Annotated in this window: 23 protein-coding genes; 12 read left to right on the top strand and 11 right to left on the bottom strand. The window is 62.1% G+C overall.

Going from position 1 to position 26,981, the window contains the following annotated elements:
* Window positions 1-57 precede the first annotated feature (57 nt).
* From F0P96_RS20270 to F0P96_RS20260, 3 genes are all read left to right on the top strand, one after another.
* Entirely contained in the window at window positions 58-570 is a 513-nt protein-coding gene (locus F0P96_RS20270) for an NADH-quinone oxidoreductase subunit J family protein (protein WP_201743908.1), read from the top strand.
* Window position 571: 1 nt separating this feature from the next.
* On the top strand, window positions 572-1,102 hold the full coding sequence (locus tag F0P96_RS20265; RefSeq protein WP_151080820.1) for a YegJ family protein: 531 nt from the start codon (window positions 572-574) through the stop codon (window positions 1,100-1,102).
* Window positions 1,103-1,256: 154 nt separating this feature from the next.
* Window positions 1,257-1,568 carry a cupin domain-containing protein gene (locus tag F0P96_RS20260; RefSeq protein WP_151080819.1) on the top strand — a complete coding sequence of 104 codons (312 nt, stop codon included), beginning with the start codon at window positions 1,257-1,259 and terminating at the stop codon, window positions 1,566-1,568.
* A 59-nt stretch (window positions 1,569-1,627) separates the two neighbouring features.
* Here F0P96_RS20260 and F0P96_RS20255 read toward each other — a convergent pair whose 3' ends face one another.
* A complete protein-coding gene (locus F0P96_RS20255; RefSeq protein WP_151080818.1) occupies window positions 1,628-2,020 on the bottom strand; it encodes a hypothetical protein in 393 nt (130 codons plus the stop codon).
* Window positions 2,021-2,084: 64 nt separating this feature from the next.
* The gene (locus F0P96_RS20250) at window positions 2,085-2,684 is read right to left on the bottom strand and encodes an RNA polymerase sigma factor (protein ID WP_201743909.1); all 600 of its coding nucleotides are present in this window, start codon (window positions 2,682-2,684) and stop codon (window positions 2,085-2,087) included.
* Window positions 2,685-3,163: 479 nt separating this feature from the next.
* On the opposite strand from F0P96_RS20250, the gene nuoK reads away from it, so the two are divergent.
* The 5 genes from nuoK to F0P96_RS20225 all read left to right on the top strand — a co-directional run bounded on the left by nuoK (window position 3,164) and on the right by F0P96_RS20225 (window position 9,091).
* Entirely contained in the window at window positions 3,164-3,496 is a 333-nt protein-coding gene (nuoK, locus tag F0P96_RS20245; protein WP_151080817.1) for an NADH-quinone oxidoreductase subunit NuoK, read from the top strand.
* A 181-nt stretch (window positions 3,497-3,677) separates the two neighbouring features.
* Window positions 3,678-5,624 carry an NADH-quinone oxidoreductase subunit L gene (gene nuoL / locus F0P96_RS20240; RefSeq protein ID WP_151080816.1) on the top strand — a complete coding sequence of 649 codons (1,947 nt, stop codon included), beginning with the start codon at window positions 3,678-3,680 and terminating at the stop codon, window positions 5,622-5,624.
* A gap of 9 nt (window positions 5,625-5,633) precedes the next feature.
* Window positions 5,634-6,107, top strand: a complete 474-nt coding sequence (locus F0P96_RS20235) for a hypothetical protein (protein WP_151080815.1) — start codon at window positions 5,634-5,636, stop codon at window positions 6,105-6,107.
* An 86-nt stretch (window positions 6,108-6,193) separates the two neighbouring features.
* Window positions 6,194-7,651, top strand: a complete 1,458-nt coding sequence (locus F0P96_RS20230; RefSeq protein WP_151080814.1) for a complex I subunit 4 family protein — start codon at window positions 6,194-6,196, stop codon at window positions 7,649-7,651.
* A 12-nt stretch (window positions 7,652-7,663) separates the two neighbouring features.
* A complete protein-coding gene (locus F0P96_RS20225) occupies window positions 7,664-9,091 on the top strand; it encodes an NADH-quinone oxidoreductase subunit N (protein ID WP_151080813.1) in 1,428 nt (475 codons plus the stop codon).
* A gap of 90 nt (window positions 9,092-9,181) precedes the next feature.
* On the opposite strand, the gene F0P96_RS20220 is transcribed toward F0P96_RS20225, so the two are convergent.
* The 5 genes from F0P96_RS20220 to F0P96_RS20200 form a co-directional block, all read right to left on the bottom strand.
* Window positions 9,182-10,819 (bottom strand): amidohydrolase, encoded by a 1,638-nt coding sequence (locus F0P96_RS20220; protein ID WP_151080812.1) that lies wholly within the window; start codon window positions 10,817-10,819, stop codon window positions 9,182-9,184.
* Window positions 10,820-10,884: 65 nt separating this feature from the next.
* Window positions 10,885-12,240 (bottom strand): OmpA family protein, encoded by a 1,356-nt coding sequence (locus F0P96_RS20215; protein ID WP_151080811.1) that lies wholly within the window; start codon window positions 12,238-12,240, stop codon window positions 10,885-10,887.
* A 165-nt stretch (window positions 12,241-12,405) separates the two neighbouring features.
* Window positions 12,406-13,203 (bottom strand): 3'-5' exonuclease, encoded by a 798-nt coding sequence (locus tag F0P96_RS20210; protein WP_201743910.1) that lies wholly within the window; start codon window positions 13,201-13,203, stop codon window positions 12,406-12,408.
* Between the two features lie 517 nt (window positions 13,204-13,720).
* Entirely contained in the window at window positions 13,721-14,371 is a 651-nt protein-coding gene (locus F0P96_RS20205) for a response regulator (RefSeq protein ID WP_151080810.1), read from the bottom strand.
* A gap of 206 nt (window positions 14,372-14,577) precedes the next feature.
* A complete protein-coding gene (locus F0P96_RS20200) occupies window positions 14,578-17,652 on the bottom strand; it encodes a sensor histidine kinase (protein WP_167291264.1) in 3,075 nt (1,024 codons plus the stop codon).
* A gap of 198 nt (window positions 17,653-17,850) precedes the next feature.
* Here F0P96_RS20200 and F0P96_RS21105 point away from each other — a divergent pair, with 198 nt between their 5' ends.
* Window positions 17,851-18,174 (top strand): antitoxin VbhA family protein, encoded by a 324-nt coding sequence (locus F0P96_RS21105; RefSeq protein ID WP_160620149.1) that lies wholly within the window; start codon window positions 17,851-17,853, stop codon window positions 18,172-18,174.
* A gap of 84 nt (window positions 18,175-18,258) precedes the next feature.
* Here the strand turns inward: F0P96_RS21105 and F0P96_RS20195 are convergent, their stop codons facing one another.
* Together F0P96_RS20195 and aspS are read right to left on the bottom strand one after the other, a co-directional pair.
* Window positions 18,259-18,654, bottom strand: a complete 396-nt coding sequence (locus F0P96_RS20195) for a hypothetical protein (protein ID WP_151080808.1) — start codon at window positions 18,652-18,654, stop codon at window positions 18,259-18,261.
* A 69-nt stretch (window positions 18,655-18,723) separates the two neighbouring features.
* Complete coding sequence (aspS, locus tag F0P96_RS20190; RefSeq protein ID WP_151080807.1) at window positions 18,724-20,484, bottom strand: aspartate--tRNA ligase; 1,761 nt, start codon at window positions 20,482-20,484, stop codon at window positions 18,724-18,726.
* A 243-nt stretch (window positions 20,485-20,727) separates the two neighbouring features.
* Here aspS and F0P96_RS20185 point away from each other — a divergent pair, with 243 nt between their 5' ends.
* Both F0P96_RS20185 and F0P96_RS20180 read left to right on the top strand, forming a co-directional pair.
* On the top strand, window positions 20,728-21,192 hold the full coding sequence (locus F0P96_RS20185) for a hypothetical protein (RefSeq protein WP_151080806.1): 465 nt from the start codon (window positions 20,728-20,730) through the stop codon (window positions 21,190-21,192).
* Window positions 21,193-21,405: 213 nt separating this feature from the next.
* A complete protein-coding gene (locus F0P96_RS20180) occupies window positions 21,406-21,981 on the top strand; it encodes a hypothetical protein (RefSeq protein ID WP_151080805.1) in 576 nt (191 codons plus the stop codon).
* A gap of 120 nt (window positions 21,982-22,101) precedes the next feature.
* Here F0P96_RS20180 and F0P96_RS20175 read toward each other — a convergent pair whose 3' ends face one another.
* Window positions 22,102-22,872: a LytR/AlgR family response regulator transcription factor gene (locus tag F0P96_RS20175; protein ID WP_151080804.1), complete on the bottom strand. Its 771-nt coding sequence runs from the start codon at window positions 22,870-22,872 to the stop codon at window positions 22,102-22,104.
* A 17-nt stretch (window positions 22,873-22,889) separates the two neighbouring features.
* The gene (locus F0P96_RS20170; RefSeq protein WP_151080803.1) at window positions 22,890-24,083 is read right to left on the bottom strand and encodes a sensor histidine kinase; all 1,194 of its coding nucleotides are present in this window, start codon (window positions 24,081-24,083) and stop codon (window positions 22,890-22,892) included.
* A gap of 277 nt (window positions 24,084-24,360) precedes the next feature.
* Here F0P96_RS20170 and F0P96_RS20165 point away from each other — a divergent pair, with 277 nt between their 5' ends.
* Window positions 24,361-26,976, top strand: a complete 2,616-nt coding sequence (locus F0P96_RS20165) for a DUF5686 and carboxypeptidase regulatory-like domain-containing protein (protein WP_151080802.1) — start codon at window positions 24,361-24,363, stop codon at window positions 26,974-26,976.
* Window positions 26,977-26,981: the final 5 nt, after the last annotated feature.

The following is a 26,981-nucleotide window of genomic DNA, read 5'->3' as shown; positions in this document are numbered from 1 at the left end:
TCGACAGTTTAACAATTTGGCCATTTAACCATTCAACAATTCGTCAACTCAACTCTAGTGGGTACTTCCCTGTTTTACTTCCTCGCGTTTGTAGCCCTGATTAGCGCCCTCGGCGTGGTGTTTGCCAAAAACCCCATTCACTCGGTGCTCTTCCTGATCCTGACGTTCTTCGCTATTTCGGGGCACTACCTGCTGCTGAACGCGCAGTTCCTGGCGGCCGTGAACATCATCGTGTATGCCGGTGCCATCATGGTGCTGTTCCTGTTCGTGATTATGTTCCTGAACCTGAACACCGACACCGAGCCCCACAAGCCGGCATTGGCCAAAGTAACCGCTGCCGTGGCCGGGGGCCTGCTGCTGCTGGTGCTCATTGCGGCTCTGCGCAACGTCACCCCCGTGGGCGCCGATGCCGCAACGTTTGATTCGCAGATTGGCATGGTAAACCGCCTCGGCTTGGTGCTCTACCAGCAATACCTGCTGCCCTTTGAGCTGGCTTCGGTGCTATTCCTGGTAGCCATGGTGGGCGCCGTGATGCTCGGAAAACGCGAAGAAGGCGAGCGGAACTTCTAGCATGAATAAATTGCCATTGCTACGGCAGCTCCTGAAGAATCAGTATTTGATCTTCGGAGCTGCCGCTTCATTTTTTTTCAGTTGCGAACATTCCGGCAATCAATCAGGATATGGTAAGAATTCTGATATGTACGACGTCTCAGTTGATGACCCAGGAATGGTTACCGCGATGCAGCATAGCCGTAATGCTGTTGATGAATTTGTATCGGCATTGGTGAGCAAGGACACCACATTGGCGTATTTTAGCATCAAAGCTGCTTTTACAGGTGGCAGTATGAAGGAGCATATTTGGATCAAAGCCTTATCCGTTAAAGGCGATACTATTTATGGTGAAATCGACAATGAACCCGAGCACACCAAAGAAGTAATGCTAGGGCAAAGAATAGCTGTTCTAAAAGATTCCGTTAGCGACTGGATGTATACACGGAATGGCAAGCTGGTTGGGGGTTTTACCATTCGAGAATACCGAAAGCGTCTAACCCAAGATGCCAGAATTGAATTCGACCAGTCCACTCACATGAAATTTGAATAACCGCAAGCGGTGTCCGGGAGTCAGGCGCCGCTTGCGTTTTTACTGCGTCTGTGCAAACTGACAAGCATCACCTCGACACTTGATTCTGCTCAGCACTTCGCACGGCTATACGCGCGACTTTCGCTTACTCATTTACTAGCTGAAAGACACGCGCATGAATTCCGTACTCACGCAAAGCGGCAGCTTGCTTGCCGGCCACCATACACCTATTGGGGAACAGAAAGGCTTGGTCCTGTTTAACCGCAACGGGCAGAAAGTCATTTACAAAACCTTCCAATCGGGCGAGGTGATGCCCACTCACCACTCGGCAGAAGAGGTGCTGGTGACCTGCCTGGCCGGCCAGCTCGAACTGGAATTAGGCGGCAGCACCACCTTGTTGGAAGCCGGCGACTACCTAATCATCCCGGCTGCGGCGCCGCACGCTCTCCGCTGCCGGTCCGACGCGAAGCTGTTGATCTTTCGATAACCACTTGGCGGTTATTCCAAACGACAGCGGCGCCCGATTGCTCGGGCGCCGCTGTCGTGTTATTCAGCCGGGTATGGCTGGGCCGATTGAGCTTGCGTCGGCTGCTCGGTCATGCGGGCCCAGGCGGGGCCGCAGCGGCCCATTTTCTGGCGGAATTTCTCCCGCTCTTCGTCCGTCATGCCTTGCATGCGGCTTTCCATTTTGTTGCGCCAGTGTTCCTGAGCTTTGGCCCGCCACGCGCCACCGGCCGGGCCACCCCGGAAACCACCGAAGAGAATTTTGCAGAGCACCAGCAGGCCGAGAGCTTGCACGAAGCTGATAACCTTAAGGCCGAAGAGGGTCGGCATCAGCCAGTTCCAGAGGCTCATGACGACGAAGCCGGCCAGGGCGACGAAAAGGGCCGCGAAGAGCACAAAGCGCAGAATGCGGAGCGGCCAGGAGTTGCGGTTCATATGAAAGGGAGTTGTCAGTTGAGGGGAAGGAGATGGTTCGACAAAATGAGCCTCGAACCGGGCCTTAATCGAGAAACAGGTCGGCGTAGAGGCCCTGCAGCTTGGTGCGCAGCTGCTGCACGGCGTAGTGCTTGCGCGAAATCAGGGTTTTGAGCGGCACGCCGGTTTCTTCCGACATCTGCCGGAATGTTTTGCCGTCGAACTCGTGCCACACGAACACGTCGCGCTGGGCGGGGGGCAACTCATCCAGCGCATCGAGAATGGCCTCCATGATGGTTTCACGGGCCATGGCGGTTTCCGTCGAATCATCAGGAGCGGGCAGCACGTCGGCCAGCAGCAGGGGCTCGTCGGAGTCGGCGGCGGAATGGTAGGCGGCGGCTTCTTCGAGCGAAGCGGCCTTGGGGCGGCGATACCGGTCGATGATTTTGTTGCGGGCCACCCGAAACAGCCACGCGGCCATCTGCTCCACGGGCTTCACCAAGCGGTAGCTCTGCACAAGCTCGAAAAAGACGTCCTGCAGCACGTCTTCGGCGTCTTCCTGATCGGGAATGCGCCTTCGGATAAACGACAGCAGCTTGCCCCGCTGCTGTTGCACCGCTTCCTGCAACCGCTCGTTTTGCTCGGTCATGGCCGCGGCGTTGTGTATGGTCAGTACCTGTTCCATTCTGCGAGGACAGACGCAGGCCGGGGAAAAATACTTTATCGGGAATAGAAAATTTTGGAGGCGAGGGTAGAACGGCAAGCTCCCCTCCTTATTGAAGGAGGGGACGCGGTAGCTTTAGCGGGGGCTGGGGTGGTTCAGTCGTTGTTTACAAAGGCCGTCCTGCAGAGCGCAAGCGAAGCATCTGTGAGATTGAAATTACTCTCCCACTAAACACGCGAGATGCTTCGCTTGCGCTCTGCATGACCGTTCTGCTGCGAGTCGTTCAACGTCAGCAACGACCGAACCACCCCCGCATCGGCAAGCCGATGCGTCCCCTCCTTCAACAAGGAGGGGAGTTTGCCGTTCTGTTCCATCTTCCGTTCTGCACTTACAAGGAGCGGCCTGCACTTTTCCGCGGGAGTTTTCCGAGTTTCGGACTACCTTTGCCCGCTAATTCGCCCCGGCTAAAGGGGCTTTTTTCTGCCGCTACCTCGCCCTGAATGGACCAGACGATACCGGAAGTCATTCGCACCATTCCGCTGCAGTATTACGTGTTCTTCGCCACGGCTTTGTTTGCCATCGGCGTGCTCGGCGTACTCACCCGGCGCAATGCCATCATCATTTTTATGTGCGTGGAGCTGATGCTCAACGCCGTCAACATCCTGCTCGCGGCGTTTTCGGCCTACCGCGCCGACCCCAACGGGCAGGTGTTTGTGTTTTTCATCATGGCCGTGGCCGCGGCGGAAGTTGCCGTCGGCCTGGGCATCATCGTGATGATTTACCGCAACGTGCAGAACACCGACGTCAACCTGCTCGACAGGTTGAAGTGGTAGAACGCAAAACTCCCCTCCTTTTTGATGGAGGGGACGCATCGGCTTGCCGATGCTGGGGTGGTTCGGCGTCAGATACCATATTCTGATGCAGGAACGCTCCACCGATTAACCACCCCGGCCTTTGGCCACCCCTCCTTGAAACTAAGGAAGGAAGCTTAACACCATCAGCACATTACCAAATATGGCTGAACAAGCGCCCCTCGCCGTCTTTGCCGGCTCGCCGCTGCTCTACATTCTCATTCCGCTGCTGCCGTTTCTGGGCTTCCTGATCAACGGTTTGCTCAACCGCCGGCTTTCGGGCACGGTAGCCGGGCTCATTGGCAGTGCCACCGTACTGGGTTCGTTCCTGATTTCGCTGACGCTGTTCCTGCGCTTCCTCGGCAACCCGGTGCCCTACACCGTGCACCTGTTCGAGTGGATCAACGTGGGCTCGTTGCGCATCCCGTTCTCGTACCAGATCGACCAGCTCAGCCTCATCATGCTGCTGCTCGTGACGGGCGTGGGCTTCCTGATTCACGTCTACAGCATCGGCTACATGCACCACGACGCGAACGTGGGCAAGTTCTTCTCCTTCCTGAACTTGTTCGTGTTTTCGATGCTGGTGCTCGTGCTCGGCTCCAACTACGTGATTCTGTTCATCGGCTGGGAAGGCGTGGGGCTCTGCTCCTACCTGCTCATTGGCTTCTGGAACAAGAACCACAACTACAACAACGCCGCCAAGAAAGCCTTCATTATCAACCGCATCGGCGACCTGGGCTTTCTGCTGGGCATCTTCCTGATTTACTTCACCTTCGACACGGTGCAGTACGGCGAAGTATTCCAGAAGGCCTCGCAGCTGCAAGTGGGCGCCGGCGTGGTCACGGCCATTACGCTCCTGCTGTTTGTGGGCGCCATGGGTAAGTCGGCGCAGCTGCCGCTCTACACCTGGCTGCCCGACGCCATGGCCGGCCCCACGCCGGTTTCGGCACTCATTCACGCTGCTACGATGGTGACGGCCGGCATCTACATGGTGCTGCGCTCCAACGTGCTTTACACCCTCGCGCCCGACACGCTGAACGTGGTGGCGTGGATCGGCGCCCTCACGGCGCTGTTTGCCGCCACCATCGGCCTGGCCCAGAACGACATCAAGAAGGTGCTGGCCTATTCCACCGTTTCGCAGCTGGGCTACATGTTCCTAGCGCTGGGCGTGATGGGCTACAGTTCGTCGCTGTTTCACGTGCTCACGCATGCCTTCTTCAAGGCGCTGATGTTCCTGGGCGCTGGTTCGGTGATTCACGCCATGAGTAACGAGCAGGACATCCGCCGCATGGGCGGCCTGCGCAAAGCCCTGCCCATTACCTTCCTCACGTTCCTCATCGGCTGCATTGCCATCAGCGGCATTCCGCCGTTCTCGGGCTTCTTCTCCAAAGACGAAATTCTGGCTCACGCCTACGAGCACAACAAGGTGCTGTGGGGCATTGGTCTGCTCACGGCGTTCCTGACGGCCTTCTACATGTTCCGCCTGCTGTTCCTCACCTTCTTCGGCGAGTTCCGCGGCACCGAGGAGCAGAAGCACCACCTGCACGAGTCGCCGGCATCGATGACGCTGCCGCTCATCATTCTGGCCGTGCTGGCCGCCATCGGCGGTTTCATGAACGCGCCGTTGGTGCTGGGCCGCGGCTACCTCGCCGATTTCCTCGCGCCGCTCTTCACCTACTCGCGACAGATCAACCCTGAGGCGTTCGGCGGCGAAATCGACCACGCCACCGAGTACATGCTCATTGGTTTGTCGGTAGCGGCCGGCGTGCTGGGCATTGTGCTGGCCTACGTGCTCTACGTGGCCAAGCGCACCCGTCCGGTGGAAGAAGAAGCGCAGCGCGGCGCCTTCGAGAAGCTGGTGTACCACAAGTACTACGTCGACGAGCTGTACGACGCCCTGTTCGTGAAGCCCTCCATGTTCCTCTCGCGCACCCTGCACGATTTCGTAGAGAAGCGCGTGGTCGACGGCGCCGTGACCGGCGTGGGCCGCGGCGTGATGGGCAGCTCGCAGTTGCTGCGCAACCTGCAAACCGGCAAGGTAGAAACCTACCTGCTGCTCATGGTACTCGGTATCGTAGTGGTGCTGGCGCTGAATTTCATCCGACTGTAGCCCCGCTGTATGAAACGCCTCTTTTCCTTCTTGCTAATGCTGCTTGGCACTGCTGCAGCAACCGTAGCCCAGAAAGTCGAAGTCAAAGGCGACGCCATTCTGGTGGACGGTGCCAAGTACGCCCTCATCGAACAGGACGGCTGTGGCCTGATGGACGTGGATTGCATGTACTACCTCAAGTCGCTCGATGGTAAACGGCTTTTCGTGGTCAAGCAACAGATTTTCAACGATCCGGCGGAAGTAAAAGCCTCCAGCCCGGAGGGCCGCGTGCTCTACCTGCAGTACTTGTTTACAGGCTCGGGCACCAAGGCCGAAACCTCTTTCCCAACCACGCTGCACCTGCGCGCCATTGACGTAGCCCGCAAAGTGGTAAAAGCCGGTCTGTTCGCCAACGGCACGCTCAACGAGCAGGCCGCCGCCGATTTTGTCACCAACAACGGCAACGCTTTTTCCGAGCGTCGCCAAGCACTCAACGGTCGTTAGGTTACCGAAAAAGAAATGAGGCCGGTTCGGTCTTTCCTGCGCAGCCTGCCGGGCCTGCGTTTCTCGCCTGAAATTCGCGTTTTTACATGCTGACTGCCCTTCTGCTTATCTGGCCCGTGGCCGCCGCCTTGCTGCTGCACTTTGTGCGGGGCTCGGCCGCGCGGGCGCTGGCCTTTGGCGCTTCGCTGGTCGAACTGGCGCTGGCCGTGTACATGTCCGTGGTATTTGTGCCGAGCGCCCAGCCCCAATTCGAGCTCAACCTGCCCTGGCTGGCTTCGGCCGGCATCAACTTCCACATCGGGGTTGACGGGCTGAGCCTCCTGCTGGTGCTGCTCACCACGTTCCTGGTGCCGCTGATTTTGCTGGCCTCGTTCCGCCACGACTACGAGAATCCGTCGGCGTTCTACGCGCTGGTGCTATTCATGCAAACCGGCCTGCTAGGCGTGTTTGTGGCCCTCGACGCCTTCGTGTTCTACTTCTTCTGGGAAGTGGCCCTCATCCCGATCTACTTCCTGGCCGGCGTGTGGGGCGGCGAGCGGCGCGTGCAGGTCACGCTCAAGTTCTTCATCTACACCGTCGTCGGCTCGCTGTTTATGCTGGCCGGCTTCGTGTACCTCTACTACATGACCGGCGCCAACGGCGCTGCACGCTCTTCCGACCTCGAAGCCTTCTACAACCTGCGCCTCTCGGCCGCCGACCAGGCGTGGGTGTTCTGGCTGGTTTTTGCGGCCTTCGCCGTGAAAATGCCCATCTTCCCGCTGCACACCTGGCAGCCCGATACCTACACCGAAGCGCCCACGCCGGCCACCATGCTGCTCTCGGGCATCATGCTGAAAATGGGTATTTACGGCACCATGCGTTGGGTTTTGCCCGTCGTGCCGCTGGGCGTGAGCCAGTGGGGCTGGCTGGTGATGATTCTGTCGGTTATCGGCATCATCTACGGCGCACTCATTGCCATCCGCCAGCGCGACATGAAGCGCCTGATTGCCTTCTCGTCGCTCTCGCACGTGGGGCTGATGGCCGCCGGCGTGTTCTCGCTCACGGCCGTGGGCTTGCAAGGCACCACCATTCAGATGCTGGCCCACGGCGTAAACGTGGTGGGCATGTTCTTCATTGCTGACATCATTCAGCGCCGCACCGGCACCCGCATGATTCCCGAGCTGGGCGGCCTCACGCGCAGCACGCCGCTGCTCTCGGTTTCGTTCCTCGTGATTCTGCTGGGTACCGTGGCGCTGCCGCTCACCAACGGTTTCGTGGGCGAGTTTCTGCTACTGATGGGCGTGTACCAGTACAACGCCTGGCTGGGTGCCGTAGCGGGCCTCACCATCATCTTCGGCGCGGTGTACCTGCTGCGCATGTTCCAGCGCGTGATGCTCGGTCCCGACTCGTCGTTCTCCGACGTTATCAAAGATCTGACCGCCTCGGAGCTAGCCGTGCTCATTCCGATTATCGTGCTGGTGTTCTGGATTGGCTTGTTTCCCGGCACTTTCCTGCACCTTTCCGAGCCGGCCGTGAACAAGCTGCTGGTGCTGATCAACCGCTAAGCCTCCCGCCCCATGCTCTCGATTATTCTGCTTTCTGTTTCCGGGCTGGCCAATCTGTTCCTCGGCTTCAACCGCTCCAACCGCCTGATTCTGCCCTTCGTGCTGCTGGTGCTGGCCGCGGTGCTGGGCGTCACGGTTTCGGGTATTGACACCCACGGCGCGCTGGCGGTGTGGAACCAGTCGCCCTACTTCACCGGCATGCTCACCTTCGACCGTTACGCCCAGGTATTCACCGGCGTGATGGTGCTGACGACCTTGCTGCTGCTGCCCTTCTCGCAGAAATACGTGCGCGACGGCAACGCCAACCTGGCCGAGTACTACAGCATCCTGCTGTTTTCCTTGGTGGGCGGCATTATGATGGTGAGCTACAACAACCTGCTCATTTTCTTCCTCGGTGTCGAGACCCTCAGCATTGCCATGTACGTGCTGGCCGGCTCCGACAAGAGCAACCTGCGCTCCAACGAAGCTGCCCTCAAGTACTTCCTGATGGGCTCCTTCACCACCGGCATCCTGCTCTTCGGCATTGCCCTGCTCTACGGCGCCACCGGCACCTTTGACCTCGCCCAGATGGGCAACGCCGTGCGCGCCATTCCGGCTGCCGATGCCGGCCTGCGACCCATGATGCACATCGGCCTGCTGCTGATGCTGATTGGCGTAGGTTTCAAGATTTCGGCCGCCCCGTTCCACTTCTGGACGCCCGACGTGTACGAGGGCACGCCCACGCTCTTCACCGGCTACATGAGCACGGTGGTGAAAACGGCCGGTGTGGCCGGTTTCTTCAAGCTGCTGTTCGTGGCGTTTGGCGGTGAAACCATTGAGTTCTGGCTGCCCACGCTCACGGCCATGCTGGTTCTCACGCTGTTCATCGGCAACGTGGGCGCCGTGGCCCAAACCAACGCCAAGCGTATGCTGGCCTACTCCAGCATTTCGCACGCCGGTTACCTGCTGCTGGCGCTGGTGGCGCTGCAAAGCGGTCGGCTGTCGGTCAATGCCATCTTCTTCTACTCGCTGGCCTACTCGGTAGCTACCGTCGCGGCCTTCGCCGTGCTCAAGCTCGTGCACGACCAGCGCGAACGGGACGACTACGACGGCCTCAACGGCCTGGCCCGTACCAACCCGCTGCTGGCCTTCGTGATGACCGTAGCCATGCTTTCGTTGGCGGGCATTCCGCTCACCGGTGGCTTCTTCGGCAAGTTCTACCTGTTTTCGGCTGCCGCGCAGGAAGGCCACATCGGCTTGGTGATTTTCGCGGTGGTGATGTCGGCCGTGGGCATTTTCTACTACCTGCGCCCCATCATGGCCATGTACATGAAGCCCGCCGCCGAAGGCAGCGACGCCCCGGTGTTCGTGGGCGGTTTCCAGTCGGCGGTGCTGGTGCTGCTGGTGGCCCTCACAGTGCTGCTAGGCGTATGGCCCGGCGTGGTGGAAGGCATGTTCTAAACCGACTTCTATCAACCGAAAAAGGCAGCCCGCGCAGGGCTGCCTTTTTTGTTGCACCCAACAAAGACAACGCGCCTTCCGTCGCGGGCCCTACCGCTTGCTCACCGGCTTGGCTTCGTACACCACCTTGCCGCCCACCATGGTCAGCTCGCTGACGGTAGCAGGCAAGGCGGGCGTGGGTACCGTGAATACGTCCTGCGACAGCACCGCCAGATCGGCGAGCTTGCCGGGCATGAGCGTGCCTTTTTCCTTCTCCGCAAACTCGGCATAGGCCGAACCAGCCGTGTACGCCTGCACCGCTTGCTCCCGCGTCAGCGCCTCCTTGGGGTCGGCCAGCGTGGTAGCGAACATGATGTTCAGGAACGGATTGACCGGGCCGTCGGAGCCCAACGCGAACGGAATGCCGGCAGCCAGCAACGACCGAAATGGCGCTACAAACCGGGATTTTTCGCCGGGGTTGGTTAGTGCTGGATTGATGTAATGCGAGGGGTTTTGCACTACCACTACGCCCAGCGCCTTCGCTTTCGGCTGCAAATCGGCCGCCACGCCGTCGCCGTGCTCGAAGCGCACGCGCTTGGTGCGCCAGGTGGCATCGTCGGCCAGTTCGCTCATGAGCTTGAGTACCAGGCTGGCGGTACTGTCGCCCGATACGTGCAGCATCAGCGGCTCGGTGCTGGTTAGGGCTTCGCGTAGCATTTTACGCACCGTATCGACAGGGAAGTTCAGTTGCCCGTGCCAGCCCGGCCGGCCTGGATACGCGCGCCGCATGAGGGCGCCGCCTTCCAGCGGCGTGGCATCCAGGATGTATTTGCGGCCCGATACGGTGGTCAGAGGCGTGGGGTGCGGGTCGACGCCCACCCATTCCCGGCGCAGCAGCCCCCGGGTGGTGGTCATGGGCATGGGCATCACGCGCAGGCGCAGCGGCAACTGGGCCGCACGCAGCACCTGCATGGTTTGCGCAGCCGGCAAGCCTCCGGCCATGTTCTGTACGCTGGTAATGCCGTAGCGCAGGGCCTCGGCGCCGTATTGTTGCATCAGGGCCACCCAAACTTCGTTGGGCTGCTGGCCGTCGAATGTGCGTTGCGCGTTCCACTTGGCATACTCGCTCAGCATCCCGCTGACTTTTTGCGAACCGGGCACCCGCTCGAAATGCCCCCCGATGGGGTCGGGCGCCTGGTCGTCGATGCCCATTAGCTGGAGGGCTTTGGAGTTGAGAATCGCGCCGTGGCCCCACGGCGGCGCCAGCATCACCGGGTGGCGCGGCGCCACTTGATCGAGCACTTCCCGGCGCAGGTTGGCGTCAAGCAGTCCGGTTAGGCCAATTTCGCCCCACAGCCACGTGCCCGACGGCAACTGTTTGACCAACACCCGCAACGAGTCGAGGATTTGCCGAGCACTGGGGCCCGGCTCCAACGGCGCATCAAACCGAAACGCGTAGCCCGTGGCGTTGCCGTGGGGCAGGTGGTCGTGGGCATCGTTGAAACCCGGTACCACGGTACGGCCGCGCAGGTTCACGCGGCGCGTGCGCAGCCCCGCCAGCCGGCTGATTTCGGCGCTGCTGCCCACGGCCACGATACGGTCGCCGCGAATGGCCAGGGCCTCGACAAACGGGCGCGCGTCGTCGGCGGTAAACACTTTGCCCCCGGTCAAAACCAGGTCGGGGGCGGGATTTTGAGCCAGGGCGGGCCACGCCAGCAGCACCGCGGCAACCATCAGCATCCTGCGCATAGGGTCTTGCTTGAAAAGCCGTAGCGGCCGTGTTCACCCGAGCCGGCCGCCGTGGTGAAAGTGCGTTATTTCTGCGTCACCCGCACGCTGATGCGCCGATTTAATGCCCGGCCCACCGGGGTTTCGTTGCTGGCCACCCCGTGTTTCTGGCCGTAGCCCTTGGCCTCAATGCGCTCGGCGCTGATGCCCATGTCGACCAATGCGCCCATGGCTGCAATGGCGCGCTGCTCGCTCAGGCGCAGGTTGTCTTTGAAGTATCCCGTTGAGTCGGTGTAGCCGCCAATTTTGATGCGCGACGCGGGGAAGCTTTTCAGAATGCTGGCCACGTTGCGGAGCTGCGCCATCGACTCGTCGGTGAGCGTGGCCTTCCGGGCGTCAAAATACACGCGGTCGAAATTGATCCAGCCTTTGGTGCGGTTTACCGGGTCCACTTGCTCGTTGGCATCGGCCAAGAAGTGGTAGAGGCGGTTTTCGGTGGAGTTGGCGCCGACCGTGAGGGTCGAGCCGTCTACCAGCGTGAGACGCACCGGCCGGCCGGTATCGTAGATGTAGTTGCCGCTTTCGGCGTCGTAGCGGCCAGTGGCCGCTGCCTCTGTTGCGGCCCCAGTGCCATCCGCAGCCGCGGCGGGTACGCTTCGGCTGGCAGCCGGAGCCGTGGGCAATGCTGCGAGACTGGCGCGGGTGGTCAGGTCCGGCTGCGCCACGCGCCCCCGGTTTTGCCCCAGCAGAAACCCGATGATAACGGCGCACACGACCACGGCAGCCGGCCACGCCCAGCGCTGCGGCCCGCCCCACACCGGCCCGCCCGATTCTGCCTCCGCCGACCGCCAGAAAGCGGCTTTGCTGGTTGAAGGTGGTAACGCCTCTGGGGTCGGCGGGGCCACGGCCCGGTTGCGGGCAGTGGCTTCGGCCGCGGCATCTTCCAGCAGCAAGCCCGACACGCTGCTGCGCTGCGTTTGCAGCCAGCGGCTCAGCCCCTCCGAGTCGAGGTGTTCTTCGGTCACGTGCCGGTCAAGCACGCCCAGCATGACCGGCGCCACTATGCCCAGCAAATCCTCAACGGCAGTGGGCTTGATGCCGCTGGTGCTGGCCACGGTTTCCACGCGGTTGCTGTAGGTATCGGCCAACAGCGACTTCATTAGTTCGCGCCCGTGCCGGGCGGCGCCTTTGCCCACGGCCGCCGAAGCCGCTACCGATTCGTTGGGCTGCTCATCGTGGTGGGCGTGGTGCGCCATAGTCCACACCACTTCCGAGCCCCCGATCTGTTCCGTCAGCTTGATAAGGCTGCTGAGCACCAGCGGTACCACCTTGGGCAGGGCTTTGCGTACGCCGGTTTCGCTTTCTCCAACCGCTGCGCTGGCTTGGCTGACGGCCGGAGCCGTGAAACAAGCCGATACTTCCTCCAACACGTTCTGCGTCATAGCCGTAGGGTTTGCACGTTTGACAATACACTATAATACAAATTATTATAAACATATATCAATTATTAGCCATTCGTAGTATTTCCAAAAGCTCCTGATTTCACCAGCGAACAAGAAAAAAGCGGCCTGCAAAAGCCGCTCTTCGTGTTTCCAGATTGTCGGACACTATTCCACCCGCATCACCACCATTTCCGGTTGGTCGGCATACACCACGGCGCTGTCGGTAAACGGTTCGTCGCCGCGGAATTTTTGCAGCAGGCGGGCCGTGGTGATGATGTCTTTCTGGCAATAGGTCACGATACGCGGCAAGTCGCGGTCTTCGTAGTACACCCGGGCCACGTCGGCGCCGGTGATGTCGTCTTTGGGCGTGGGAATCTTGAATACCGCGGCCAAGAGGTTGAGCGACGTGGGGGCCTTTCGGTCGCCGAATTTCCACAGCTCCATGGTGTCGATGTGGTTAATTTCCCAGGGCTTTTTACCAGCAAGGTCGAGTTGCGGCGGTAGCTGAATCCCGTTGATGAGCATCCGGCGCGAGAGGTACGGAAAGTCGAACTCCTTGCCGTTGTGGGCGCACAGGATGTAGGCCGGCTTGCGGTGCAACAGGGAGGCGAAGTCGCGTAGCAGTGCCTTTTCGTCGTCGCTGGCAAAGCTTTTCACGCGAAAGCGCCAATTCTCCTCTTGCTTATCGAACAGGAAACAGCCCACGGAAATGCACACCACGCGCCCAAACTCGGCGTAGATACCAGCCTGCTGAAACAGGGCGGTATCCTGCAGGTGCTCGGGCATTTTCTCGATGTCGTGCAGGTTCAGGTTCCAGCCTTTCTCGCGGCGCAGGCTCTCGCACTTGTGCTGCCAGAGCAGCCGCAGCATGTCGTCCATGTTGTCATGGCCGTCGGCGCAGGGCACGGTTTCGATGTCGAGCACGAAAACGTCGGTCAGCTTCAGGTTGCGGAGCAGTTGCATAGAGCACGGCTAAAGGGGAGCGTAACGAAGATAGCCCGCCGCCACGCGCCGCGGCAAGCCACTCCCGATTATTTTACGGGTGCCGGGCCTGATCGGGCACAAAAAAACGCACGCCTCCGTGCAATACGGGAAGCGTGCGTGACATACGTCTCACTGAGTCGCGAGGCCTGCGAAAGAACGCCTGCGGAGGTGGCAGGCGTATCGGCCCCGAGCGGCGAAGACCGAATCAGGCTATTGCGGGCTGGCCCGTGAGCCACAATCCCAACAACGAAATCAGCAGTTGCCGACGGGGCTTGGTTGACATGGCATGCGGTGCGAAAAGTGGACGTATCAGCCGCGGTCTACCTCGACGGGGCTCATCTAAATATCGATAATAACCCTGCGCTCATCAATCACATGATGATGTGATGCCCCATCGGAAGTAAAAGCGCCCGAATGGAAAACGCCCATCCGCCGCCCCACCCGAAAACAAGTTCGGGTGGGGCGGCGGATGGGCGCTCGAAACGAGTGCTCCGGCCTAGGTAAGTCCCTGGCGCAGGGCTTTGCTCACGGCTTCGGTCATGGAGCGCACGTGCAGCTTTTCGTAGATCTTTTTGATGTGCGAACGAACCGTATCGAGCGAGATGCCGCGGTCGTGGGCAATCATTTTGTAGCTGTAGCCTTCCACCAAGAGGCCCAGAATTTCCTGCTCGCGGGCACTCAGGTTGGCCGGCGAATCTTCCTGCTGGCGCGGGGCCACGGGTTTCGGGAACAGGCGCAGCACCTGGCGGGCAATGGCGGGCGTCATGGGGGCGCCGCCGGCCTTCACCTCGTTGATGGCGTCGAGCAGCTTGGCCGGCGGGGTTTTCTTGAGCAGATAGCCGTCGGCGCCGGCGCACACGGCCTGAAACACCCGGTCGTTGTCCTCAAACACGGTCAGCATCACCACGCTCGTGCTGGGGTTTTTGGCTTTGATGCGCTTCAACCCCTCGATGCCGTTGATGCCCGGCATGTCGATGTCCATCAGCACCACGTCGGGCTTGAGGCGCGGAATGTCGGTATCCACCTGCTGGCAATTGCCCAGCGCCCCGGCTAGTTCCAGACCCGGCGTGCCGCCCAGCAGCTGGCTCAGGCTGATGCGCAGGTCGGGGTTGTCTTCGTAAATCAGCACGCGGGTGGGCGTTTCCATGGCAAACAGTGAATCGGTGGTGAGGAGAAAAGAACGGAATGCGCTACCCGCGGCGGCGTATCAACCAGCTTGGCAACCTTGGGAACGGGTTTCGACCTGCGTTTCCCAAACTGCCAAGGCTTGACCTTGGCTTTCAGCTTGTAACGCTACGAAGGTACGCCGTTGGGGCCGCTGGCTTGCTCGCATAATGATGTGATAAGGCCAACTTAACGCCGCAGCGGCACCCGCACCTGCATTTTGGTGCCCTTGCCGGGCGCGGTATCAATATCGAGCGTGGCCCGGATGGCAGCGGCGCGGCTGCGCATGTTGGTCATGCCGTTGCCGCCGCCCTGGGCCGGGGCCGTCACGTCGAAACCCACGCCGTCGTCTTCCACGCGCAGCACCAAGTGGCGGTTTTCGTAATCGAGCCGGATGATGGCCATTTCGGCTTTCGAGTACTTGGCCAGGTTGTTTACGGCTTCTTTAAAGAGCAGGAAAAACTCGCGGCGGGCCCGCATGGGCAGGCGCTGCTCCAGCACTTCGGGCGCCACCTTAAAGAGGAAATCGATGCCGCGGGCCTCCAGCACATCGGAAGCGAAGGAGCGCATGCGCGCGGTTACGGCCTCCATGCTGTCGTGGGCGGGGTTGATGGCCCACACGATGTCGTCCATCGAATCGAGCATGCGGCGCGAGGAGTCGCCAATCTGCTCCATCAGGATGCCGGCCTGCTCCTGGTTGTTGCGCTGCTGGTGGTTGCGGGCCAGTTGGCTCAGAATGGAAATGGAGCTGAGCGTGGAGCCCATGTCGTCGTGCAGGTCGCGGGCAATGTTGTGGCGCACGCGCTCCAGCGCCAGCAGCTGGCTGACGCGGATGCGGTAGGCGGCAAACAGCAGCCCAAACACCACCCAGCTGGCCAGAATGCGAAACCACCACGTTTGGTACCACGGCGGCCCCACTATCACCGACAAGGAGGCGCCGGTGGGGTTCCACACGCCGTCGTTGTTGGCGGCGCGCACCCGGAAAGTGTAGCTGCCGGGGTTCAGGTTGGTGTAGGTTGCCTGATGCTGATTGCCGGCCTCAATCCACTTGTCGTCGTTGCCTTCGAGCTTGTAGAGGAAGCGGTTTTTGTCGGGCAAACGGTAGTTGAGGGCCGCAAACTCAATGGAAATGAAGTTGTCGCGCGGGCCCAGACGTAGCATGCGGCGCTCGGTAATGCTGGTATCGAGGCGCACGGGGCGGTTGAACTTGCGGAAGCCGGTGAATACCACCACCGGCGGCGCGGGGTTGTAGCGCACGGCCATGGGCTGGAAAGCCACTGCCCCGTTGCCGCCGCCGAAGAGCAGGGTGCCGTCGCGGCGGCGGCAAAAGGCCCCGGCGTTGAACTCGTCCTGGGGCAGTCCGTCGCGGGTGTCGTAAGTACGGAACCGCAGGGTGCGACGGTTGAAACGGGCTACGCCTTTGTTGGTGGCTAGCCACAGGTCGCCCTGGTCGTCGGCCAGCATGCCGTAAATCACGTCGTTGGGCAGGCCCTGCGGTTCCCGAAACGTGCGGAACCGGCCGGTTTTGGCGTCGAGCAGGCAACTCAGGCCGCCGCCTTCGGTAGCCAGCCACAAGCGGCCCTGGCTGTCCTCCAGCATGGTGCGCACGAAGTTACTGCTCAGGCTGCTGCGGTCGGCGGCGTCGGCGCGGTAGATGCGCGAGCGGCCGGTGCGCGGATCGAAGCGGCACAGGCCGCCGCCGCCCACGCCCACCCACATTTGCCCGCGCGAGTCCTGGTATACGCACCGCACGTAGTTGCTGCTCAGGCTTTGCGGGTCGCGGGGGTTGTTGCGGTACACGGCGCAGCGGCCGGTTACGGGGTCGAGCAGGTTCAGGCCGCCTTCGGTGCCTACCCACAGGCGCTCCTGCTGGTCCTGGAACACGCAGCGCACGTTGTCGTCGGAGAGGCTGGTGGGGTCGGCGGGGTTGTGGCGAAAGCGCCGGAAGCGGCCGGTGGCTGGGTCGAGGTACGCCAGGCCCCGGCTGCGGGTACCCACCCACAGGCGCCCTTGTCGGTCGGGCAGCACCACCCGGATAAAGTCTTCGGGCAGGCTGGTGGGGTCGGTGGGGTTGTGGCGGTACTTGACGCGCTGGCCGGTTACGGGGTCGAGGCGAATCAGGCCCTGGCTTTCGGTCCCCAGCCAGAGGCGGCGGCCGGCGTCTTCGGCCAGCGCCCACACCGGCCCTGTTTCCTGCTGCGACACGGGCTGGGAAAACGCGTTGGGGCGGGGCTCGAAACTGGCGGCGCCCTGCTCGGTACCTGCCCACAGCAGCCCCAACCGGTCTTCGTAGAGGGTAATGACGTTGCTGCTGGGCAAGGTGCGCGCCACGCCGGGCCGGTGCTGCCACACGCTGAAGGTTTGAGTGGCCGCATCGAGGCGGCACAGGCCCTCGGTGGTGCCGGCCCACAGGCGCTCCTGACCGTCAATCAGCAGGGTGCGCACGGCGTCGGTGGGGAGCGTGCCGGGCTGCCCGGCCACGTGGTGGTAGGTGCGCACGGGGCCGCCGCGCGCGTCGGTAAAGCACAGGCCGTTGTTTTCGATGGCAACCCACAGGCCACCCTGGGGCGCTGCCGCCAGCGCCGTAACGGGCCCCACAGGCCGCCAGCCCGGCATAGGAATCAGCCTTCCGCTGCGTTCATCTACGTAGCTGATGCGGCCTTCGCCGGTGCCCACCCAAATGCGGCCATCGGCGGCCTGCACGATGCTGCGGATGGAATTGCGGCGCACGTTGCCGGCGTCGGCGTGGGTGAAGAGGCGGAAGCGGCCGGTTTTCTGGTCGAGCAGGTGCACGCCGGTTTCGGCGCCGGCCCACACCCGGCCGCGCCGGTCGCAAAACACGGCCCAGATAAAATTGTCGGTGAGGCCCATCGAGTCGCTGGCCTGGTAGGTCACAAACCGCTCGGTGAGGGGCAGGTACCGGCACAAGCCGCCGCCGGTGCCCACCCACACGTTGCCCTGGCCATCGGCCGTGAGCGAGAGAATGTAATTGGAGCCCAAGGAACCCGCCTGCTGGGGGTCGTTGCGGAACACCCGGAACCCCGAGCCGTCGTAGCGGTTGAGGCCGTCGCGGGTGGCCAGCCACAGGAAGCCGCGGTGGTCCTGCACGGCGCCGGTTACGCTGTTTTCCGACAAGCCCTGGGCAGTGGTCAGCGGGTGAAAAGTCAGGTTGTCGGCGCGCGCTGCCACGGCCGCCAGCCAACCAACCAGCAACAGGCACAAAGCAGCCGGCCAGGGCCGCGTTACATACTCAAAACACCGCATCGGCTGCAAGAAAGCGTACAGCGAGCAGCTTATCAACTTCTGTCGTGAGCCAACTGCCCCGGGTTGATTGCCGCCCGCCCAGGGACGGTGCTCGGCTTCGGAGCCGCTTGCAACGCAGGCCCCGACAGCAACGAACATAGAATTTTTTGCCTGATTGCCGCGTTTCGGATTTGGATTGGTCGTTTGCCAGCCCGCAACATGGCTGCTGCGTTCCGACCGCCGTATACAGGACCTGATAACCAATTGTGTACTCCGATGGACCCTAAATATTTTGAGCCGATTCCGGAGGGCTTGCCTGAAGCGGATGCCGCTGCGCGCCTCAAGCGCCTGCGGCATGCCGAATGGGGCATTGCCGTCTCGCGGTTGGGGGGCACCCTCCCCGACCCCAAACTGATTGCCGAACTCCAACGGTACATCAATGGCGAATTGACTATAGCAGAAGTGGCCGGAATAGTAGAACCACCCGCTTCGGCCGCCATTCAAGCCATTGTCACGCGGGAGCGACTTAGCAAAGCCGCCTAAAAGTAAAAGCCCCGGCCACTTGGCCGGGGCTTTTTTGTGAGCCGATGTCAATAATCTTTAGAACTGACACAGAACATAAGTTGATCATATGCTCAAGTATTGATTATAAGGCGCTTCACCTTCATAATAAACTGCTTCTAGGTCGCCAAATATCAAGACGAATCCTTCCTCACTACTCACTAACGGTATTATTTCTTCCATTGTCGTTAAAGTTTTTCCGTCGAGCAGCGGATTTACGCTAATGCAGTAAGCACCAATGCCGCCTCGGATCGATTTTGCTGCTGCCAAAATCATGTCTAAGCAGACTTGATAGTTGCCTTTCAACTCCTGCAAGAGACTTATATCCAAGTCTTGTCCGTGGTATAACATGCCCAGAAACTTACCTCTGTGTTTGTCACTCTCCACGAAGCCCAAATAGCGCTGACGTTTCTCTTTTACTACGTACCGGTTGATAAATGCTTTTTCTAAATCGAGTCGCATAACACGAAAGTAAAAGCAAAAGCGGCGCCCGAGGCTTCGGGCGCCGCTTTCTACCTGCTTCTTAACCAGCTACAGCTTCTCCTCCACCGTCGTCTCAATGCTCAATTCCTTGAGCTGCGCGCCCGAAATCGGCGAAGGCGAGTCAATCATAACGTCGCGGCCGGAGTTGTTTTTGGGGAAGGCAATGAAGTCACGGATGCTGTCGGCGCCGCCGAACATGGAGCAGAGGCGGTCGAAGCCGAGGGCAATGCCGCCGTGGGGCGGGGCACCGTATTCGAAGGCGTCGAGCAGGAAGCCGAACTGCGCCTGCGCCTCTTCGTCGGAGAAGCCGAGCAGCTTGAACATGCGGGCCTGCACGGCGCGGTCGTGGATGCGGATGGAGCCGCCGCCGATTTCGACCCCGTTGATGACAAGGTCGTAGGCATTGGCGCGCACCTGGCCGGGCGCGGTGTCGAGCAGGGCTACGTCTTCGGGCTTGGGCGAGGTGAAGGGGTGGTGCATGGCGTAGTAGCGCCCGTCCTCTTCGTTGAACTCCAGCAGCGGGAAATCGAGCACCCACAACGGGCGGAAATCCTCCTTGTTGCGCAGGCCGAGGCGCTGGCCCATTTCCAGGCGCAGCTCGTTCAGGGCCTTGCGGGTTTTATCGGCGGGGCCGGCCAGAATCAGCAGCAAGTCGTTGGGCGCGGCGTTGAAAGCGGCTTTCCAGGTCTGCAGCACTTCTTGCGAGTAGAACTTATCGACCGATGATTTCACCGTGCCGTCGGGCTCGACGCGGGCGTACACCAGGCCCGTAGCGCCTACCTGCGGGCGGCGCACGAAATCGGTCAGCTCGTCGAGCTGCTTGCGGGTAAAGCCCGACTGCCCGGCCGCGTTGATGCCCACGACCAGCTCGGCGTTTTCGAACACCGGGAAGCCCTGGCCTTTGGCCACGTCGTTGAGCTCCACAAACTGCATGGCAAAGCGCGTGTCGGGCTTGTCGGAGCCGTAGAGGCGCATGGCGTCGGCGTAGGTCATGCGCGGGAATTCGCCGATTTCCAGACCCTTCACCTCGCGGAACAGGTGGCGCGTCATGCCCTCGAAGATGTTGAGGATATCTTCCTGCTCCACAAACGACAGCTCGCAGTCGATTTGGGTGAATTCGGGCTGACGGTCGGCGCGCAGGTCTTCGTCGCGGAAGCACTTCACGATCTGGAAGTACTTGTCGAAGCCCGACACCATGAGCAGCTGTTTGAAGGTTTGCGGCGACTGGGGCAGGGCGTAAAACTGGCCGGGGTTCATGCGCGAAGGCACCACAAAGTCGCGGGCACCTTCGGGCGTGCTTTTGATGAGCACCGGCGTTTCTACTTCGATGAACTGCTGCTCGTCGAGGTAGCGGCGCACCTGCTGGGCCAGCTTGGAGCGCAGCTCCAGGTTGCGGCGCACGGCGTTGCGGCGCAAATCGAGGTAGCGGTACTTCATGCGCAGGTCGTCGCCGCCGTCGGTTTCGTCTTCGATGAGGAAGGGCGGCAGCTTGGCCGGGTTGAGCACCTGCAGGCTCTCGACGCGGATTTCTACTTCGCCGGTGGGCATGTTCGGGTTCTTGGAGTAGCGCTCGGCCACGCGGCCACTCACTTGCAGCACAAACTCGCGGCCGAGGTTGCGGGCGGCTTCGCGCAGCGCTTCGGTTTCCACGCCTTCTTCGAGGGCCAGCTGCGTAATGCCATACCGGTCGCGCAGGTCAATCCAGCTGATGCCGCCTTTGTCGCGGGTGCGCTGCACCCAGCCGCAGAGCGTGACGGTTTGGCCGATGTGGTCGGGGCGAAGTTCGCCGCAGGTGTGGGTACGGAGCATGCCGGTATAGCTGTAGGCCCGGGCAGAGGTGCCGAGCGGGTGCGGGCCGCACGGGCGGCCGTTCAAAATCGGTTTGGGAGCCGGCAAAGATAGGCACGCGGGCCGCCCAACTGACACGCCGGCGCTTCGTACTGCAAATTGGCCCGGAATGTGCAAAGGGCCGCTCAGCGCCCCTCGGGGCTTTCCTTTCCCTTTCAACCGACTACCCGCGCCACACGGCGCGGCCTACTCCTACCCCACCCCATGAAACGCTCCGCTCTGCTGCTCGCCGCCACCGCTCTGCTTACCGTATCGGCCGCGCAGGCCCAGACCAAAGTCAAAACCAAGGCCAAGTCGGAAACGACGGGTACCCAGATCAAGACCAAAACCGAGGCCGAGCCGGTGGTGCTCGACGGCACTATCAAGCGGGTGGAAACCCTCTCGGGCATTGATATTTTCCCCAAGCCGAACTCAAACTCGGTGTTGCTGAGCTTTACCCAGCAGTTTACCAAGCCCGGCACGCTCACCATGACCAACTACAAAAAGGCCGTGGTGTACTCGCAGGAGCTCGACCCGGCCACCCACACCGGCGCCCCCGTGGACTTGGGTCACATTCCGGCCGGTACGTACTTGGTGGAGGCCAAAATCGACAACTACCTGTACTGGAAGAAGGTGAACATCAAGTACCCCTCGGTACCGGTAACGAGCAAGAAAAAGCGCCGCGGCTAAGGTGCACTTGCCATCGTACAGGCCTTCATGCAGAGCGTGAGCGAAGCATCTCGCGTGTGTGTCTGAATAGTAATATTTCTATCCAGGGTCAACATGCGAGATGCTTTGCCTTTGGCTCTGCATGACGTTCTTTTTTCTCGCTGAACGCCCGCCGTTCACACGCTCGAAATTTTCCCGCTCGGCGCGGCGTTACTTTGCCGCCCGACATCAGCCATGAAAAACTTTCCCTTGCCCCGTTTCTTCCGCCCGGCGCTGTGGCTCCTGCCGCTGCTGGCGCTGCTGGCTTTTGCCGGCCCCAAGCTCAAGAAAACCCAGATTGCTAAAAACCTCACCGTGGGCGTGCCCGAAGACTTTCAGGCCCTGCCCGACGACGGCATTGCGGCCAAGTACCCGGCGCCGCGCAAGCCGCTGGCGGTGTTCAGCAACCCAGCGGGCCGCGTCGATTTCAGCGTGGCCAGCAAGCAAACCACCTTCTCGAACCGCGACTACGCGCTGCTGCTCAAGCTCTATGAATCGAAGCTGAAGAGCACCTACTCCAAGGTCGATATCCTCACCCACGACATCCAGACCATCAACAAGCGCGACTTTATTGTGCTGGAATTCGTGTCGTCGTTGGCCGACAACCGCCGCGGCCGCGAAATGCTGGCGCCCCTGAAGCGCTACGAATTGATGCATTACTGCATTGAGGGCGACCAGCTGTACGTGTTTCACTTCATCAGCCCGGTGGAGGAGCAGGCCAAGTACCAGCCGGTAGCCCAGGCAGTGATGCAGAGCATTCAGCTGAAGTAGCCTCCTGCGCTTCGCTCAAACCTAAACGGGGCCACGACTTACCGAAGTCGTGGCCCCGTTTTGTTGCCAGAAAGCACTGGTCGAGTACCTCAAGTGCCAACGGCAGTACCGGGCTCGTAGCTACAGCAGGTTATGGGTCCGAATCAGCTCCATAAACGCGTCGCGGTAGGCGTCGCCGACGGGCAAGGGCCGGCCGGCTACCTGCACCCGGCTCCGCTCCACGTGCTCGATGCGGCCCAGCGCCACCAAAAACGACTTGTGGATGCGGGCGAAGCGGTGCGGGGGCAGCACTTCTTCGACCCGCCGAAACGACTGCAGCGTGAGGATTTTGCCGCCGTCGACGGTGTAAATCATCAGGTATTCCTTCATGCCTTCCACGTAGAGAATATCGTCGAAGGCGACGCGCTGCAGCCGGTGCTCGTTTTTAACGAACATGGCATCGGGTGCGGCCGGCTGCGGGGCCGAATCGGCGGAGACCGGGGCAGGTGGGGGCAGCGGGGAGGCGGCCAGGCTTTGGTGCACGCGCGTAACGGCCTGCACAAACCGCTGAAACGCAATGGGCTTGAGCAGATAATCAGCCACACCCAGTTCGTAGCCTTGCAGGGCGTATTGGTCGTAGGCGGTGGTGAGGATGATGCGCGGGCGGTGGCCGGCGGGCAGAATCTGGGCCAACTGCATGCCCGTGAGGCCGGGCATTTCAATGTCGAGCAGCACCAGGTCGACCGGGGTGGTTTGCAGAAAGGCCAGGGCCGACAGCGCCTCGTGAAACGTGCCCACCAGGTTCAGAAACGGCAGCTGGCCGCAGTAGCGCGTGAGTACGGCCGTGGCCAGCGGCTCGTCGTCGACGATGACGCAGGTGAGGACGCGGGCGGCGGCTGGGGAGTCTAGCATGAGCAACGGGAAGGAAACTACGCAGCGGCCGGCGCCAGCAGGGTGAGCGTAACGTGGTAATCGGTTTCCGACTCCTGGATGTGCAGCTGGTGGCGCTGTGGGTAGAGCAGCTGCAACCGGCGGCGCAGGTTTGCCAGGCCCACGCCGCCCGCACCAGCGGGTGCAGGCCGCGCAGGCCGGCGCAATCCGTTGCGCACCGAGAAGGTGAGCTGGTCTTCGTGCAGCGTCAGGGCCATATCCACCACGTGGGGCCGCGCCGCCAGGTCGCCGTGCTTGAACACGTTTTCGACCAGCGGCAGCAGCAACATGGGCGCAATGGGGTATTGGGCGGGCAGGGTATCGGGCACGGCAAACCGCAGGCTGTCGGCCCCGCTGCCGGGCAGGCGCAGGCGCTGCAAGCTCAGGAAACTCTGCAAATGCGACACTTCCTTGGCGAGCGGCACGGTGTCGGCGGCCGATTCGTAGAGCATGTAGCGCATCAGCTCGGCCAGCTGCAGCACCGCCACGGCCGCCGGTGCCTCCACCGACTCTTCGCTGGTGAGCGAGTAGATGTTGTTGAGCGTGTTGAAGAGGAAATGCGGGTTGATTTGGGCTTTGAGCAAGCTCAGCTCGGCGGCCAGGTGCTGCTTTTCCAGGGCCTCGCGGCGGCGGTCTTCTTCTGCCCGGCGGCGCTGCTCGTGCTGGTAATCGTGGCTGAGGCGCAGGTAGAAGCTCAGCAGCAGCACCAGCAGCGACGTAATGGCCACGCTGCCGCCGGCTTTGCTCAGGGTTTGCCCGTAATGATAGCCCGCACGGAAAATCGTTGAGGTGTCCAGCTGCTGCTGTACCGCGGCGGGCAGGCTCGTGGTTGTGAGCTGGGTGAGGCCCAGCACGCTGATGCAGGCCGTGCGCACGATGAACGTGGTGCCCAAGGCCAGCAACAGTACGCCCACAAACCGCACCGTGCCCGTGCGGGCCACATAGCGCGGAATGATTACGCGCCAGTTCAGGTAAAACAGCGCCGCGTACGGGCCGCAGGTCAAGGCAATGTCGGCCACGACCACCGGCCAGCCCACCGGCCAGAGGCGCCGCGCCCCCAGCCAGTACAGCGCGTTGCTGAGCAGCATCAGGCCCCAGAGCAGCGCGTGCACCCACAGCGGTATGGCCTGCGACGCCACCGGACGCGGCCACCACGAGCGGGGCAGGGCCGAAGTAAGAAAAGAGTAGCGCATGCGGTAGCCTATTGCCCGGCTGAAAGAGCAGCCAGCCGATAAAAGTAAAGCCGCCGTCTACCAACGCCGCAATTATTTCAACAACCCGCCTCGTGCGCCCCTCCAACGACCATCTGACCGCCGCTACCGGCCGGGGGCGGGCGCCAGGGGCCTGCCAAACGGCTCAACCGGGCGTTGCGGGCCGCCGCCGCCGGGTTGGTTGAAAATCCCCGCAGGGCCACAACAGCCGGAATAGGTTTGTAGCACTTCACCTTCACCAGCCCCTTATTCCCGCTCTATGCTGCACGCTACCCACCGTTTCCTGTTCCTTGTCTTCCTGTTTCTGCTGGTGGGTGCTGCTGCCCGAGCCGGTGTGGTGCGCGGCCGCCTCACCGACGGGCAGGGCGGGCCGCTGAGCTTTGCCAACGTGGCCGTGAAAAATGCGGCCCAGAGCACCGCCGCCAACGAAGCCGGCCAGTACCAGCTGAAGCTGCCTGCCGGGCTGCATACGCTGGTGTTTCAGTACGTGGGCTTCCGCACCCGCTTCGAGACGGTGCGCGTGGCCGGCGGCGACACCGCTACGGTGCTCGACGTGGCGCTGCAGGCCGAAAACTACCAGTTGGGGGAAGTGGTAGTGCGTGGCTCCGACCGCGACCCGGCCTACGCCCTGGTGCAGCACGCCATCAACTGGCGGCCGTACCACCAGCGCGAAGTAGCTGCCTACCAAGCCCGCACCTACCTCAAAAGCGTGTTTGGCCTGAACGAAATGCCGGCCAAAGTGCTGGGCATCACCGTCGACCTCAACGAAAAAGGCACCGACCCCAAGGTGCTTTACCTGGAAGAAACCATAACCGAGTTGCGCTACCAGCACCCCTCGCCTGTCCAGGAACGCATGATTTCGACGCGGGTGAGCGGCCGCCGGCAGGATTTTGGCGGCAGCCGCGCCGCCAATCAGTTCAACTTCTACCAGAACCTGCAGCGGGTGCTGGTAACCACCCAAAGCCTGGTGTCGCCCATTGCCGACGGCGCCATGCAGTACTACCGCTACGAGCTGGTGGGCACCAGCCAGCAGGCGGGCCTCACGCTGCACAAGATTCGGGTGACGCCGCGCCACGCCCAAACGCCGGCCTACACGGGCTTCATCTACCTCGTCGACGGCACCTGGCGCCTGCACTCGGTGGCGCTGGAAGTAGGCAAGCCCCTGCTCAAGGACAGCTACGAAAGCCTGCTGGTGGAACAGCAGATGATGCCCGCGCCGGGCGCACCCGCCGTGTGGGTGCTCCAGTCGCAGAAACTGCACATGGGCTTTTCGTTTATGGGCTTCAAGGGCCAGGGCACCACCCAAACGGTGTTTCTGAACTACCGCAACGTGGCCGCTACCTACGCTGCCCGGCCCGCCGAAAAAGCGGTGGCCGTGGCCCGCCCCGGCCGCGAAACCCTGGAAGAAGCCCGCCAGCAGCGCCCCGAGCTGAGCACCCTGACCGAACAGCCGGTAGCCCTGCTCCCCGCCGACTCCGCGGCGCCCCTGCGCCGGGGCGAGGTGCTGCGCATCGAGGCCGGGGCCAACGAGCGGAGCGCCGCGTACTGGGACGAGCTGCGCCCCGTGCCCCTCACCGCCGAGGAACAGCGCGACTACCGCTCCCGCGACAGTATCGAAACCCGCCACAGCACCCGCGCCTACCTCGATTCGGTGGACCACGCGCACAACCAGTTTGGCCTGGGCAAGCTGCTGCTGGGCCACGATTTCCGCAACAGCTTCCGCCACCGCAGCTTTCGGACCGAGCCACTCTACCAAGGCCTGCAATACAATACCGTGGAAGGCGTGGTGCTGCAGGCGGCCGGCACCTTCCAGCAACGCTACCCCGACGGCCGCACCGTCAGCCTCACGCCCAGCCTGCGCTACGGCGCGGCGGCCCGCCTGCTAAGCCCGCGCTTGGAAGGCAGCTACCTCTACCGCCCGCAGCACCGCACGGCGCTAAGCTTCGGCGCGGGCCGCACCATTGCCGACTTCAACGACCGCACCCAGCTCACGCCGCTGCACAACTCGCTCTACACGCTGCTCGACGGCCGCAACTACGCCAAGCTCTACCAGCAGGACGCCCTGTGGCTGGACCTCGCTACCGACCTCACGCCCGGCCTGCGCCTGGAAACCACCCTGCGCTACGCCGACCGGCAGCCGCTGACGAACCACACCACCGCCACCCTGCGCGACGTGCCCAACCGCGCCTTTACGCCCAACCAGCCCCTTGCTGCCGAGCTGAACCCCACGGCCGCTACCGGCCGCAGCCAGGCCCTCACCTTGGCCGCCGACGTGAACTGGCAGCCCGGGCAGCGCTACATCACCCGCCCCGACCGCGTTGTGCTGCTCGCCTCGCGCTACCCCGCGTTTCGGCTGGGACTGCAGCAGGGCCTGGGCGGGGTGCTGGGCTCCGATGTGCGGTTCACGCGGCTGGAAATCGGCCTTAGCCATACCCAGAGCCTGGGCGTGCTGGGACGGGGGCAGCTGTCGGCCACGGCGGGCACGTTTGTGGGCACGTCCCGGCTGCAGTTCATGGACTACCGCCACTTTGCCGGCAACCGCGCCGTGCTGGCCTCCGATTTCGGGCAGTTCCAGCTTCTCGACTACTACCGCTTCAGCACCCGCAAGCACTTTGCCGAAGGCCACTACCAGCACTTTTTTCAGGGCTTGCTGCTGAACAAGGTGCCCGGCCTGCGCCGCCTGAAGCTGCAGGAAATAGCGTCGGTGCACTACCTCTACACGCCCACCCTGGGAGCCTACGCCGAGCTGGGCGCCGGCTTGCAGCGCGACTTTCTCATTGGCTCGGTGCGCGCCGACGTGGTGACTACCGCCCTGCCCGGCTTCCATCAGGGCCGTTCCACCGGCGTGCGGCTGCGCATCGGCCGCCGTTTCTAGCCCAG

The organism is Hymenobacter busanensis (assembly GCF_008727865.1).
In the GTDB taxonomy this organism is placed as follows: domain Bacteria; phylum Bacteroidota; class Bacteroidia; order Cytophagales; family Hymenobacteraceae; genus Solirubrum; species Solirubrum busanense.
This window is presented reverse-complemented; position numbering and strand designations above follow the sequence as displayed.